Raw genomic sequence first — 12,802 nt, forward strand, 5'->3', positions numbered from 1 at the left:
TCAAAACCGTGGAACCTTAGAATGAGCACAGCAATCAGTCCGACTGCTTATAACTATAAGGTCGTCCGCCAGTTCGCCATCATGACGGTGGTCTGGGGGATCCTTGGCATGGGCCTCGGCGTCTTCATCGCCTCGCAGCTGGTGTGGCCGCAGCTGAACCTGGACCTTCCCTGGACCAGCTTCGGCCGCCTGCGCCCGCTGCACACCAACCTGGTGATCTTCGCCTTCGGGGGCTGTGCGCTGTTCGGCACCAGCTACTACGTGGTGCAGCGCACCTGCCAGACCCGGCTGATCTCCGACAGCATGGCCGCCTTCACCTTCTGGGGTTGGCAAGCCGTGATCGTCGGCGCGCTGATCACCCTGCCGATGGGCTACACCACCACCAAGGAATACGCCGAGCTGGAGTGGCCGCTGGCGATCCTGCTGGCCATCGTCTGGGTTACCTACGGGCTGGTGTTCTTCGGCACTATCGTCAAACGCAAGACCAAGCACATCTATGTCGGCAACTGGTTCTACGGTGCGTTCATCGTGGTCACCGCGATGCTGCACATCGTCAACCACATCTCGCTGCCGGTGAGCCTGTTCAAGTCGTACTCGGCCTACTCCGGCGCCACCGACGCGATGATCCAGTGGTGGTACGGCCACAACGCCGTGGGCTTCTTCCTCACCACCGGCTTCCTGGGAATGATGTACTACTTCGTGCCCAAGCAGGCCGAGCGGCCGATCTACTCGTATCGCTTGTCGATCGTGCACTTCTGGGCGCTGATCACCCTGTACATCTGGGCCGGCCCGCATCACCTGCACTACACCGCCCTGCCTGACTGGGCGCAGTCGCTGGGCATGGTAATGTCGATCATCCTGCTGGCGCCAAGCTGGGGCGGCATGATCAACGGCATGATGACCCTGTCGGGCGCCTGGCACAAACTGCGCACCGACCCGATCCTGCGCTTCCTGGTGGTGTCGCTGGCGTTCTACGGCATGTCCACCTTCGAAGGCCCGATGATGGCCATCAAGACCGTGAACTCACTGTCGCACTACACCGACTGGACCATCGGCCACGTCCACGCCGGCGCCCTCGGCTGGGTGGCAATGATTTCGATCGGCGCCGTGTACCACATGATCCCGAAACTCTACGGCCGCGAGCAGATGCACAGCATCGGCCTGATCAACGCGCACTTCTGGCTGGCCACCATCGGTACCGTACTGTACATCGCCTCGATGTGGGTCAACGGCATCACCCAGGGCCTGATGTGGCGCGCCATCAACGATGACGGCACCCTCACCTACTCCTTCGTCGAAGCCCTGCAGGCCAGCCACCCCGGCTACATCGTCCGCGCCCTGGGCGGAGCGTTCTTCGCCAGCGGCATGCTGCTGATGGCCTACAACGTGTTCCGTACCGTACGTGCCGCCAACCCGGCACAGGCTGAAGAGGCCGCCAAGATCGTCGTTGTGGGAGCGCACTGATGAAGCATGAAGCCGTCGAGAAGAACATAGGCCTGCTGGCCTTCTTCATGGTCATCGCCGTGAGCGTCGGTGGCCTGACCCAGATCGTCCCGCTGTTTTTCCAGGACGTCACCAACAAGCCGGTCGAGGGCATGAAGCCGCGCACCGCGCTGGAGGTGGAAGGCCGCGATATCTACATCCGCGAAGGCTGCGTGGGCTGCCACTCGCAGATGATCCGCCCGTTCCGTGCCGAAACCGAGCGTTACGGCCACTACTCGGTAGCCGGTGAAAGCGTGTGGGACCACCCGTTCCTGTGGGGCTCCAAGCGTACCGGCCCGGACCTGGCCCGCGTCGGCGGCCGCTACTCCGATGATTGGCACCGAGCGCACCTGTACAACCCGCGCAACGTGGTACCGGAATCGAAGATGCCTTCCTACCCGTGGCTGGTCGAGAACAAGCTCGACGGCAAGGACACCGCGAAGAAGATGGAAGTGCTGCGCACACTCGGCACCCCGTACACCGACGCCGACATTGCCGGCGCACGTGACGCGGTCAAGGGCAAGACCGAAATGGACGCCATCGTCGCGTACCTGCAAGGTCTTGGCACCATCATCAAGAGCAAACGGTGACGCTGATGGATATCGGGATGATTCGCGGCCTGGGCACCGTCGTGGTGATGGTGGCGTTCGTGGGCCTGGCGCTATGGGTGTTCAACCCACGGCGTAAAAAGGACTTCGACGAAGCGACCCAACTGCCCTTCGCGGATGACCCCGAGGCCACTCGGCACGTCGAGCAAGCAAAAGCTTCTGGGAGCAAACAACAATGACAACCTTCTGGAGTCTGTACGTTACCGTCCTGACCCTGGGCACCATCTTCTCGTTGACCTGGCTGCTGCTGTCGACCCGCAAGGGCCAGCGCGAAGAGGTTACCGACGAAACCGTCGGGCATGCCTTCGATGGCATCGAGGAATACGACAACCCGCTGCCGCAATGGTGGTTCTGGCTGTTCGTCGGCACCATCATCTTCGCCCTCGGTTACCTGGTGCTGTACCCGGGCCTGGGCAACTGGAAAGGCGTCCTGCCGGGCTATTCATACCTGGATAACGACAAGCAGACCGAGTTTTCCAACGGCCAGCCGGGCTGGACCGGTGTGCACGAGTGGGAAAAGGAAATGGCCAAGGCCGACGCCCGTTTCGGGCCGATCTTCGCCAAGTTCGCGGCCATGCCGATCGAAGAAGTGGCCAAGGACCCGCAGGCATTGAAAATGGGTGCGCGGCTGTTCGCCTCCAACTGCTCGGTGTGCCACGGTTCCGACGCCAAGGGCGCCTTCGGCTTCCCCAACCTCACCGACAATGACTGGCGCTGGGGCGGCGAGCCGGAAACCATCAAGACCACCATCATGGCCGGCCGCCATGGCGTGATGCCGGCCTGGGCCGAAGTGATCGGTGACCAGGGCGTGGCCGACGTGGCTGCATTCGTGGTCAGCAAACTCGATGGCCGTACACTGCCTGAGGGTGCGAAGGCCGATGTGGAGAACGGGCAGAAGATCTTCGCAGCCAACTGCGTGGCCTGCCACGGGCCGGAAGGCAAAGGTACGCCCGCCATGGGCGCTCCGAACCTGACCCACCCGCAGGCGTTCATCTACGGCTCGAGCTTTGCCCAGTTGCAGCAGACCATTCGTTATGGCCGCCAGGGGCAGATGCCGGCCCAGGAACAACTGCAGGGCAATGACAAGGTGCACTTGCTGGCGGCTTACGTCTACAGCCTGTCGCACCAGGCTGAGCCAGCCAAGGCTGAGTAAGGCAGGCCTGGCTTCTTCGCGGGTAAACCCGCTCCTACACAGGATCTTTGTAGGAGCGGGTTTACCCGCGAAGAGGCCGGTACTGGCACAGCATTTCTCGCAGGCAAGTGACCTGGATCAATTGACACCCGCCATAACACGTTTCATACCACGAACCCAACGCGACTAAAGGTCGCAGTGCGAACCCATACTGCCATCAGCGGCGTATCATGGGCCGCAGAGCGCTAGCAGATTGCGCGAGACTGCGGCCCGCACGCACAGGCCGCGGCGTTTCTCCACTGCCGTGGGACTTGATGATGAGCAAGCAAATTCCGGTACATGATGTGACCCCGCCTGCCAACAAAGGGAAGGATTCCGTCGACCTCTACGCTTCCCGGGAAAAGATCTACACCCGCGCCTTCACCGGCCTGTTCCGTCGCCTGCGCATGGTCGGCGGTGCAGTGCTGTTCCTGCTGTACTTCGGCACCGTGTGGCTGAACTGGGGGGGTCACCAGGCCGTGTGGTGGAACCTGCCCGAGCGCAAGTTCTACATCTTCGGCGCCACCATCTGGCCGCAGGACTTCATCCTGCTCTCGGGGATTCTCATCGTCGCCGCCTTCGGCCTGTTCTTCATCACGGTGTTCGCCGGCCGGGTGTGGTGCGGCTACACCTGCCCGCAAAGCGTGTGGACCTGGATTTTCATGTGGTGCGAAAAGATCACCGAGGGTGACCGCAACCAGCGCATGAAGCTCGACAAAGCCCCCATGAGCGGCAACAAGTTCCTGCGCAAATTCGCCAAGCACAGCCTGTGGCTGCTGATCGGCTTTGTCACCGGCATGACCTTTGTCGGCTACTTCTCGCCGATCCGTGAACTGGCGATCGAATTCTTCACGGGCCAGGCCGATGGCTGGGCCTACTTCTGGGTCGGCTTTTTCACCCTCGCCACTTACGGCAACGCCGGCTGGCTACGCGAACAGGTGTGCGTGTACATGTGCCCCTATGCCCGCTTCCAGAGCGTGATGTTCGACAAGGACACGCTGATCGTGTCCTACGACCCACGCCGTGGCGAAACCCGCGGCCCGCGCAAGAAAGATACCGACTACAAGGCCCAGGGCCTGGGTGACTGCATCGACTGCACCATGTGCGTGCAGGTCTGCCCGACCGGCATCGACATCCGTGACGGCCTGCAGATCGAGTGCATCGGCTGCGCCGCCTGCATCGATGCCTGCGACAGCATCATGGACAAGATGAACTACCCCAAAGGGCTGATCAGCTACACCACCGAACACAACCTGTCCGGGCAGAAGACCCACATGCTGCGCCCCCGTCTGATCGGCTATGCCGTGGTACTGCTGGTGATGATGATCGGGCTGGCGACGGCCTTCGCCACCCGTTCGCTGGTCGGTTTCGACGTCAGCAAAGACCGCGTGTTGTACCGCGAAAACGCCCAGGGCCGGATCGAGAACGTGTACAGCCTGAAGGTAATGAACAAGGATCAGCGCGATCACCTCTACGTGCTGGACGCCGCCGGCCTGCCGGACCTCAAGCTCGAAGGCCAGCGCGAGATCCGCGTGGCCGCCGGTGACATCGTCAGCCTTCCCGTGCAGCTGTCGGTTGCCCCCGAGAAGCTGCCATCGACCACCAACGAAATCACCTTCATCCTCAAGAGCGCCGACGACAGCGACGCCCAGGTTGAAGCCAAGAGCCGTTTCATCGGCCCACAGATCCGCTAAGAGAGATAACGCACAATGCCTGCCGCCACCGCCGCCAGCCCTTGGTACAAGCACCTCTGGCCCTGGATCATCATCGGCATCCTCACCACCTCGGTGTGCCTGAGCCTGACCATGGTCAGCATCGCTGTGCACAACCCGGACAACCTGGTGAACGACAACTACTACGAGGCCGGCAAGGGCATCAACCGCTCGCTGGACCGCGAGCTGCTGGCGCAGCAGTTGGGCCTGAAAGCCAGCGTGCATCTGGACGAACTGACCGGCGAAGTGGACCTGCGCCTGACCGGTAACAGCAACCCGCAAAGCCTGGAGCTGAACCTGATTTCGCCAACCCAGCCAGAGAAGGACCGCAAGGTGCTGCTGAGCCGGGTCGAAGCAGGGCGCTATGTGGGGCAGCTGGAAGACAAGGTCGACGGGCGCCGTTTTGTCGAACTGCTGGGTAGCGAAGGGGGCCAGGTATGGCGCCTGTTCGAAGAGGAAAAAGTGGCGCATGGTGTGACCTTGCAGTTGGGTGACGAAGCCCTGCAAGGCGCCGAACACCAACAGTAGCAACACCGCAAATCCCTGTGGGAGCGGGCACGCCCGCGAATGCGATAGCTCAGGCAAAGGTATTTCCAGGTCTGACGCATTCGCGGGCGCGCCCGCTCCCACAGGGTTTCCTATCTGCCTGAGCAGTGTCTGCCCTATGACCCAACCGACCCCCTGCTACCACTGCGCCCTGCCCGTCCCCACCGGCAGCCGCTTCACCGCCGTGGTCCTCGGCCAGCCCCGGCAGTTCTGCTGCCCCGGCTGTCAGGCGGTGGCCGAGTCGATCGTCGCTGGAGGCCTGGAACATTACTACCAGCACCGCAGCGACAACAGCGCCAACCCCGAAGCCCTGCCCAAGCAACTGCAGGACGAGCTGGCCCTGTACGACCGCAGCGACGTACAGCAAACCTTCGTCCGCCACCAGGGTGAGCTGGCCGAAACCACCTTGCTTGTCGAGGGCATCAGCTGCGCCGCCTGCGGCTGGCTGATCGAAAAGCACCTGCGCAACCTGCCCGGTGTCGCCGAAGCGCGCCTGAACCTGTCCAATCACCGCCTGCTGCTGAACTGGGATGACAAGCAGCTACCGCTGTCGCGCCTCCTCGCCGAACTTCGCCAGATCGGCTACGCCGCCCACCCCTACCAGCCTGACCAGGCCGCCGAGCAATTGGCCCGGGAAAACCGCAGCGCCCTACGCCGCCTGGGCGTGGCCGGGCTGCTGTGGTTTCAGGCGATGATGGCAACCATGGCCACTTGGCCGGAATTCAACATCGACCTGACACCCGAGTTGCATGCCATCCTGCGCTGGGTGGCGCTGTTCCTGACAATTCCCATCGTGTTCTACAGCTGCGCGCCCTTCTTCAAGGGCGCGGCGCGCGACTTGCGAACGCGCCACCTGACCATGGACGTTTCGGTGTCGCTGGCCATTGGCCTGGCGTTCGGTGCCGGCATCTGGACAGCCATCACTGGCAGCGGCGAGCTTTATTTCGACACGGTGGGCATGTTCGCCCTGTTCCTGCTGACCGGCCGCTACCTGGAGCGCCGCGCCCGCGAGCGCACAGCGGCGGCCACTGCACAGCTGGTCAACCTGCTGCCAGCCTCATGCCTGCGCCTGGACGCCATCGGGCGCAGCGAACGCATCCTGCTCAGCGAGTTACAGTGCGGCGACACCGTGCAGGTGCTGCCCGGCGCGGTCATCCCTGCCGACGGGCGCATCGTCGAGGGCCGCTCCAGCGTCGACGAATCGCTGCTGACCGGCGAGTATCTGCCGCAACCACGCCGGGTGGGTGAGCGGGTCACTGGCGGTACGCTGAACGTTGAAAGCGCGCTGAATGTGGAAGTGGAAGCCCTCGGCCATGACTCACGCTTGTCGGCCATCGTCCGCCTGCTGGAGCGCGCCCAGACTGAAAAACCGCGCCTGGCGGAAATCGCCGATCGCGCCTCGCAGTGGTTCCTGCTGTTCTCGCTGCTGGCCGCCGTTGCCATCGGCCTGTGGTGGTGGCACCTGGACCCGACACGGGCGTTCTGGATCGTACTGGCCATGCTCGTGGCCACCTGCCCTTGTGCCCTGTCTTTGGCTACGCCAACCGCACTGACCGCCGCCACCGGAACCCTGCACAAGCTTGGCCTGCTGGTGACCCGCGGCCACGTGCTGGAAGGCCTGAACCAGATCGACACGGTGATCTTCGACAAGACCGGCACACTGACCGAGGGCCGCCTGACCTTGCGCAGCATCCGCCCGCTCGGCAGCCAGGCCGCCGACCGCTGCCTGGCCCTGGCCGCGGCGCTGGAAAACCGCTCTGAACACCCCATCGCTCGCGCCTTTGGTCGTACCGCCACACCTGCCGATGACGTACAGAGCGTACCCGGCCTGGGCCTGGAGGGGGTGGTCGACGGCCAGCGCCTGCGCATTGGTCAGGCTACCTTCGTCTGCGCCTTGAGTGGTGCGGAAATCCCCGCTGTACCCGAGCCGCGCGGCCAGTGGCTGCTGCTGGGCGACCGCCAGGGGCCACTGGCCTGGTTCGGCCTGGATGACCGCCTGCGCGACGATGCCCCGGCCCTGCTCGCTGCCTGCAAGGCGCGGGGCTGGCACACCCTGCTGCTGTCGGGCGACAGCTCGCCGATGGTTGCCGAAGTGGCCGCGCAGCTGGGTATCGACCAGGCCATTGGCGGCCTGCGCCCGGATGACAAGCTGGACCGCCTGAAAGCCCTGCAGGCTGACGGGCGCAAGGTGCTGATGCTCGGCGACGGGGTCAACGATGTACCGGTACTGGCCGCCGCCGATATCAGCATCGCCATGGGCAGCGCCACCGACCTGGCCAAGACCAGTGCCGACGCCGTCTTGCTGTCCAACCGCCTGCAAGCGCTGGTGCAGGCGTTCGCGCTGGCCCGCCGCACCCGCCGCAACATCCTCGAGAACCTGCTGTGGGCGACCCTGTATAATGGCCTGATGTTGCCGTTCGCCGCGCTCGGCTGGATCACGCCGGTGTGGGCCGCCATCGGCATGTCGGTCAGCTCGCTGATCGTGGTGCTCAACGCCCTGCGCCTGACCCGAATGCCCGTGGCCTCGGGCCCGCTGCCCCACGAAGCCCCTTTACCCGGGAGGAAGTCGCCATGCCCGCCCTCTATGTCATGATCCCGGCAGCCCTGCTGCTGGTCGGCGTGGCCGTGTACATCTTCTTCTGGGCGGTAGACAGCGGTCAGTACGACGACCTTGAAGGCCCCGCCCACAGCATCCTGTTCGACGATCAGGACCCGCGCCACCAGGCGGCAGTAAAGCCTGACGATGCCGCAGCCGACACCGACAAGGAACCACCACCCCGTGCCTGACCTGCTTGCGCTGCTGGGCTCGGCACTGGTCCTTGGCCTGCTAGGGGGCGGTCACTGCCTGGGCATGTGCGGTGGCCTGATGGGCGCACTAACCTTGGCCATCCCCCCCGAACAACGCGGCAAGCGCCTGCGCCTGTTGCTGGCGTACAACCTGGGGCGCATTTTCAGCTATGCCTGCGCCGGCCTGTTGCTGGGCCTGGCCGGCTGGGCCGTGGCCAGCAGCCCGGCAGCGCTGGCGCTGCGGGTGGTCGCGGCACTGCTGCTGATTGCCATGGGCCTGTACCTGGCCGGCTGGTGGAGCGGGCTGACCCGTATCGAGGCACTGGGCCGCGGGCTGTGGCGGCATATCCAGCCGGTGGCGTCGCGATTGCTGCCAGTGTCCAGCCTCCCTCGGGCATTGCTGCTGGGCGCCCTTTGGGGCTGGCTGCCGTGCGGGCTGGTGTACAGCACCCTGCTGTGGGCGGCCAGCCAGGGCAATGCCGGCTACAGCGCCGGGTTGATGCTGGCGTTCGGGGTGGGCACCTGGCCGGTGTTGCTGGCAACCGGGCTGGCTGCCGAAAGGGTAAACGCCCTGTTGCGGCGACGCAGCGTGCGCGTGGCAGGCGGTGTGCTGGTGATGCTATTCGGTATCTGGACCCTGCCGGGCCCACACCAGCACTGGCTGATGGGCCATTGACGGGGGCTGCAAAGCAGCCCCAATGCCCTTGATACAAATCAACACAGTTTCCTACAGACGGCCATAGACTCCGGTGCACTGCTGCTCTTTCCGGGGACTACCCTCATGCTCGACGACCTCCGTTGGGATACCGACCTGATCCGCCGCTACGATCTCGCCGGGCCACGCTACACCTCTTACCCAACCGCCGTGCAGCTGCACAGCGAGGTGGGTTCGTTCGACCTGCTCAACGCCCTGCGCGAGAGCCGACGGGCCGTGCGCCCGATGTCGCTGTACGTGCATGTGCCGTTCTGCGCCAACATCTGCTACTACTGCGCCTGCAACAAGGTCATCACCAAAGACCGCGCCCGCGCTGCGCCCTACCTGCAGCGCCTGGAGCAGGAAATCCAGCTGGTCGCCTGCCACCTGGACCCTAAACAACGTGTTGAACAGTTGCATTTTGGCGGCGGCACACCGACCTTCCTCAGCCATGTGGAACTGCGCCAGCTGATGGCCACCCTGCGCCAGCACTTCCACCTGCTGGACGACGATTCCGGCGACTACGGCATCGAGATCGATCCTCGCGAAGCCGACTGGTCGACCATGGGCCTGCTTCGCGAACTGGGCTTCAACCGCGTCAGCCTGGGTGTACAGGACCTCGACCCGGCCGTGCAGCGCGCGATCAACCGCCTGCAGAGCCTGGAACAGACCCGTACCCTGATCGAGGCTGCGCGCACGCTGCAGTTTCGCTCGGTCAACCTCGACCTGATCTACGGCCTGCCCAAGCAAACCCCGGAAGGCTTTGCCCGCACCGTGGAAGAAGTGATCCGCCTGCAGCCCGACCGCCTGTCGGTGTTCAACTATGCCCACCTGCCCGAGCGCTTCATGCCGCAACGGCGCATCGACAGCAACGACCTGCCCAGCGCCGCCGCCAAGTTGGAGATGCTGCACGCCACCATCGACCAACTGACCGCCGCCGGTTACCGCTACATCGGCATGGACCACTTCGCCCTGCCCGACGACGAACTGGCCATTGCCCAGGAAGAAGGCACCTTGCAGCGCAACTTCCAGGGCTACACCACCCACGGGCACTGCGACCTGATTGGCCTGGGCGTGTCGGCGATCAGCCAGATCGGCGACCTGTACTGCCAGAACAGCAGTGACCTCAACACCTACCAGGACAGCCTGTCCAACGCCCAGCTGGCCACCCAGCGCGGCTTGCTGTGCAACCACGACGACCGCATACGCCGGGCGGTGATCCAGCAACTGATCTGCCATTTCGAGCTGGATTTCGAACCCATCGAACAGGCTTTCACCCTGGATTTTCGCGGTTACTTCAACGACCTCTGGCCCGAGCTGCTGACCTTGCAGCGCGACGGCCTGATCAGCCTGGACGACAAGGGCATTCGCATCCTGCCCGCCGGCCGGCTGCTGGCGCGCTCGGTATGCATGGTGTTCGACGCCTATCTGGCGATGCACAACCGCCAGCGCTTCTCGCGAGTGATCTGAAAAACAAGGCGTTCAACCGCATGGACAAGCTTCCTTGTCAGGCACACTATGAGCACACAAGGACTCCCGGCAGGCCACCTGCCGGGGTTTCGCCAGCGCGCACCATCATCGCGCACACTGGCCTACACCCTGTGTCGTGAGTTACCCTTACGACTTATGTGTGCTTTCCCACAAGGATCGATTCAAATGTCCGAGCCAGTCAAACTGCGCCCACACAACCAGGCCCATTGCAAGGACTGCAGCCTGGCCCCCCTGTGCCTGCCTCTTTCGCTGAACCTGGAAGACATGGACGCGCTGGATGAAATCGTCAAACGCGGGCGGCCGCTCAAGAAAGGCGAGTTCCTGTTCCGCCAGGGTGACAGTTTTGGCTCGGTCTACGCAGTACGGTCCGGGGCCCTGAAAACCTTCAGCCTCAGCGACAGCGGCGAAGAGCAGATCACGGGCTTCCACCTGCCCAGCGAACTGGTCGGCCTGTCGGGCATGGATACCGAGGCCTACCCGGTATCGGCCCAGGCTCAGGAAACCACTTCGGTGTGTGAAATCCCCTTCGAGCGGCTGGACGAGCTGTCGGTGCAACTGCCACAGCTACGCCGCCAGCTGATGCGGGTAATGAGCCGTGAAATCCGCGACGACCAGCAAATGATGCTGCTGCTGTCGAAAAAGACCGCCGACGAGCGCATTGCCACCTTCCTGGTCAACCTGTCGGCGCGCTTCCGCGCCCGCGGCTATTCGGCCAATCAGTTCCGCCTGAGCATGTCGCGCAACGAAATCGGCAATTACCTTGGCCTGGCGGTAGAAACCGTGTCGCGGGTGTTCACCCGCTTCCAGCAGAACGGCCTGCTGCGCGCCGAGGGCAAGGAAGTGCACATCCTCGACCCGATCCAGCTGTGCGCGCTGGCAGGTGGTGCAATCGAGGCCTGACGCTGGTCTTTAGCGGGTATACTTGGGCATTCGTTTTCCCAGGATACCCGCAACAATGCACAGCGACGCCTTCGACCTCAAAGCCCTGATCCGCCCGGTAGTGGACTTCCCCAAACCGGGCGTGATCTTCCGCGACATTACCCCGTTATTCCAGTCGCCACGCGGGCTGCGCTATGTGGCCGACCAGTTCATCGAGCGCTATGTCGAGGCGGAATTCAGCCACATCGGCGCCATGGACGCGCGGGGCTTCCTGATCGGCTCGATCATCGCCCACCAGCTGAACAAGCCGCTGATCCTGTTCCGCAAGCAGGGCAAGCTGCCAGCCGACGTGTTGAGCGAGGGTTACCAGACCGAGTACGGCGAGGCCTTCCTGGAAGTGCATGCCGACAGCCTGTGTGAAGGCGACTCGGTGCTGATCTTCGATGACCTGATTGCTACTGGCGGTACGCTTCTGGCGGCGGCCAACCTGGTGCGTCGTACCGGGGCGCAGGTGTTCGAGGCGGCGGCGATCATCGACCTGCCGGAACTGGACGGGTCGCGTCGGTTGCAAGCGGCCGGGGTGCCTACCTTCTGCCTGACCGAGTTTTCCCTCAGCGAGTACTGAGTGGGCTTTTGGGGCTGCTTTGCAGCCCATTCGCGGGTAAACCCGCTCCTACGAAAGCCGCGTATGTTTTGTAGGCGCGGGTTTACCCGCGAATGGGCCGCCAAGCGGCCCCAATGAATCAGAGCGAAATGGGCCGGCGCCCTGCAAAGGCATGGGCCAGGGTACCGCCGTCCACCATCTCCAGCTCGCCGCCCAGTGGCACACCATGGGCAATGCGAGACGCCACCAAGCCCTTCTCGCTCAGCAACTGGGCAATGTAATGCGCCGTCGCCTCCCCCTCCACTGTCGGGTTGGTCGCCAGGATCACCTCGGTAAAGGTGCCCTGCTCTTCGATCCGCGCCATCAGCTGCGGAATACCGATCGCCTCAGGCCCCAGGCCATCCAGCGGCGACAGGTGCCCCTTGAGCACGAAGTAACGGCCACGGTAGCCAGTCTGCTCCACCGCATACACATCGGTCGGCCCCTCGACCACGCACAGCTGTGTGTCGTCACGGCGCGGGTCGGCGCACTGCGGGCACAGCTCCTGCTCGGTGAGGGTGCGACACTGGCGGCAATGCCCTACCCCTTCCATGGCCTGGGTCAAGGCCTGAGCCAGGCGCAGCCCGCCACTGCGGTCGCGCTCGAGCAGTTGCAGGGCCATGCGCTGGGCGGTTTTCTGACCGACACCTGGCAAGATGCGCAGGCCGTCGATCAGTTGGCGGATGAGAGGGCTGAAGCTCATGGGAAAGGCCTGACAATTCAATAAGAGGCGGTTTATACCCAGCGGGGGCGGTGCCGTCAAATCACCTCGCCCAAAGCCTGCAAGGT

General features: G+C 63.9%; 13 protein-coding genes. 12 read left to right on the forward strand and 1 reads right to left on the reverse strand.

The annotated features are described in order from the left end of the window. Positions 1-21: 21 nt before the first annotated feature. From ccoN to ACF8O8_RS13600, 12 genes are all read left to right on the forward strand, one after another. Positions 22-1,464 carry a cytochrome-c oxidase, cbb3-type subunit I gene (gene ccoN / locus ACF8O8_RS13545; RefSeq protein ID WP_003254284.1) on the forward strand — a complete coding sequence of 481 codons (1,443 nt, stop codon included), beginning with the start codon at positions 22-24 and terminating at the stop codon, positions 1,462-1,464. Then, positions 1,464-2,072: a cytochrome-c oxidase, cbb3-type subunit II gene (ccoO, locus tag ACF8O8_RS13550; RefSeq protein ID WP_010955006.1), complete on the forward strand. Its 609-nt coding sequence runs from the start codon at positions 1,464-1,466 to the stop codon at positions 2,070-2,072. The genes ccoN and ccoO overlap by 1 nt, the downstream gene beginning before the upstream one ends. A gap of 5 nt (positions 2,073-2,077) precedes the next feature. Next, the gene (locus tag ACF8O8_RS13555) at positions 2,078-2,269 is read left to right on the forward strand and encodes a CcoQ/FixQ family Cbb3-type cytochrome c oxidase assembly chaperone (protein ID WP_003254287.1); all 192 of its coding nucleotides are present in this window, start codon (positions 2,078-2,080) and stop codon (positions 2,267-2,269) included. Beyond that, positions 2,266-3,243 carry a cytochrome-c oxidase, cbb3-type subunit III gene (gene ccoP, locus ACF8O8_RS13560; RefSeq protein ID WP_014590224.1) on the forward strand — a complete coding sequence of 326 codons (978 nt, stop codon included), beginning with the start codon at positions 2,266-2,268 and terminating at the stop codon, positions 3,241-3,243. The genes ACF8O8_RS13555 and ccoP overlap by 4 nt, the downstream gene beginning before the upstream one ends. Positions 3,244-3,539: 296 nt before the next feature. Continuing rightward, positions 3,540-4,955, forward strand: coding sequence for a cytochrome c oxidase accessory protein CcoG (gene ccoG / locus ACF8O8_RS13565; RefSeq protein ID WP_392509830.1), 1,416 nt, complete (start codon positions 3,540-3,542; stop codon positions 4,953-4,955). 15 nt (positions 4,956-4,970) lie between these two features. Continuing rightward, positions 4,971-5,501 carry a FixH family protein gene (locus tag ACF8O8_RS13570; protein ID WP_392509831.1) on the forward strand — a complete coding sequence of 177 codons (531 nt, stop codon included), beginning with the start codon at positions 4,971-4,973 and terminating at the stop codon, positions 5,499-5,501. Positions 5,502-5,637: 136 nt separating this feature from the next. Beyond that, on the forward strand, positions 5,638-8,112 hold the full coding sequence (locus ACF8O8_RS13575) for a heavy metal translocating P-type ATPase (protein WP_392509832.1): 2,475 nt from the start codon (positions 5,638-5,640) through the stop codon (positions 8,110-8,112). Beyond that, a complete protein-coding gene (gene ccoS / locus ACF8O8_RS13580) occupies positions 8,091-8,306 on the forward strand; it encodes a cbb3-type cytochrome oxidase assembly protein CcoS (RefSeq protein WP_010955011.1) in 216 nt (71 codons plus the stop codon). The genes ACF8O8_RS13575 and ccoS overlap by 22 nt, the downstream gene beginning before the upstream one ends. Continuing rightward, complete coding sequence (locus ACF8O8_RS13585) at positions 8,263-8,982, forward strand: sulfite exporter TauE/SafE family protein (RefSeq protein ID WP_392509833.1); 720 nt, start codon at positions 8,263-8,265, stop codon at positions 8,980-8,982. The genes ccoS and ACF8O8_RS13585 overlap by 44 nt, the downstream gene beginning before the upstream one ends. 105 nt (positions 8,983-9,087) lie before the next feature. After that, positions 9,088-10,470, forward strand: coding sequence for an oxygen-independent coproporphyrinogen III oxidase (gene hemN / locus ACF8O8_RS13590; RefSeq protein WP_392509834.1), 1,383 nt, complete (start codon positions 9,088-9,090; stop codon positions 10,468-10,470). Between the two features lie 186 nt (positions 10,471-10,656). Further along, positions 10,657-11,391 (forward strand): Crp/Fnr family transcriptional regulator FnrA, encoded by a 735-nt coding sequence (fnrA, locus tag ACF8O8_RS13595; RefSeq protein WP_003254301.1) that lies wholly within the window; start codon positions 10,657-10,659, stop codon positions 11,389-11,391. A 55-nt stretch (positions 11,392-11,446) separates the two neighbouring features. Next, on the forward strand, positions 11,447-11,995 hold the full coding sequence (locus tag ACF8O8_RS13600; protein WP_009683910.1) for an adenine phosphoribosyltransferase: 549 nt from the start codon (positions 11,447-11,449) through the stop codon (positions 11,993-11,995). Positions 11,996-12,113: 118 nt separating this feature from the next. On the opposite strand, the gene recR is transcribed toward ACF8O8_RS13600, so the two are convergent. Further along, positions 12,114-12,716, reverse strand: coding sequence for a recombination mediator RecR (gene recR, locus ACF8O8_RS13605; protein ID WP_003254304.1), 603 nt, complete (start codon positions 12,714-12,716; stop codon positions 12,114-12,116). Between the last annotated feature and the right edge of the window lie 86 nt (positions 12,717-12,802).

Source organism: Pseudomonas sp. TYF_14, assembly GCF_043105275.1.
Lineage (GTDB): Bacteria > Pseudomonadota > Gammaproteobacteria > Pseudomonadales > Pseudomonadaceae > Aquipseudomonas > Aquipseudomonas alloputida.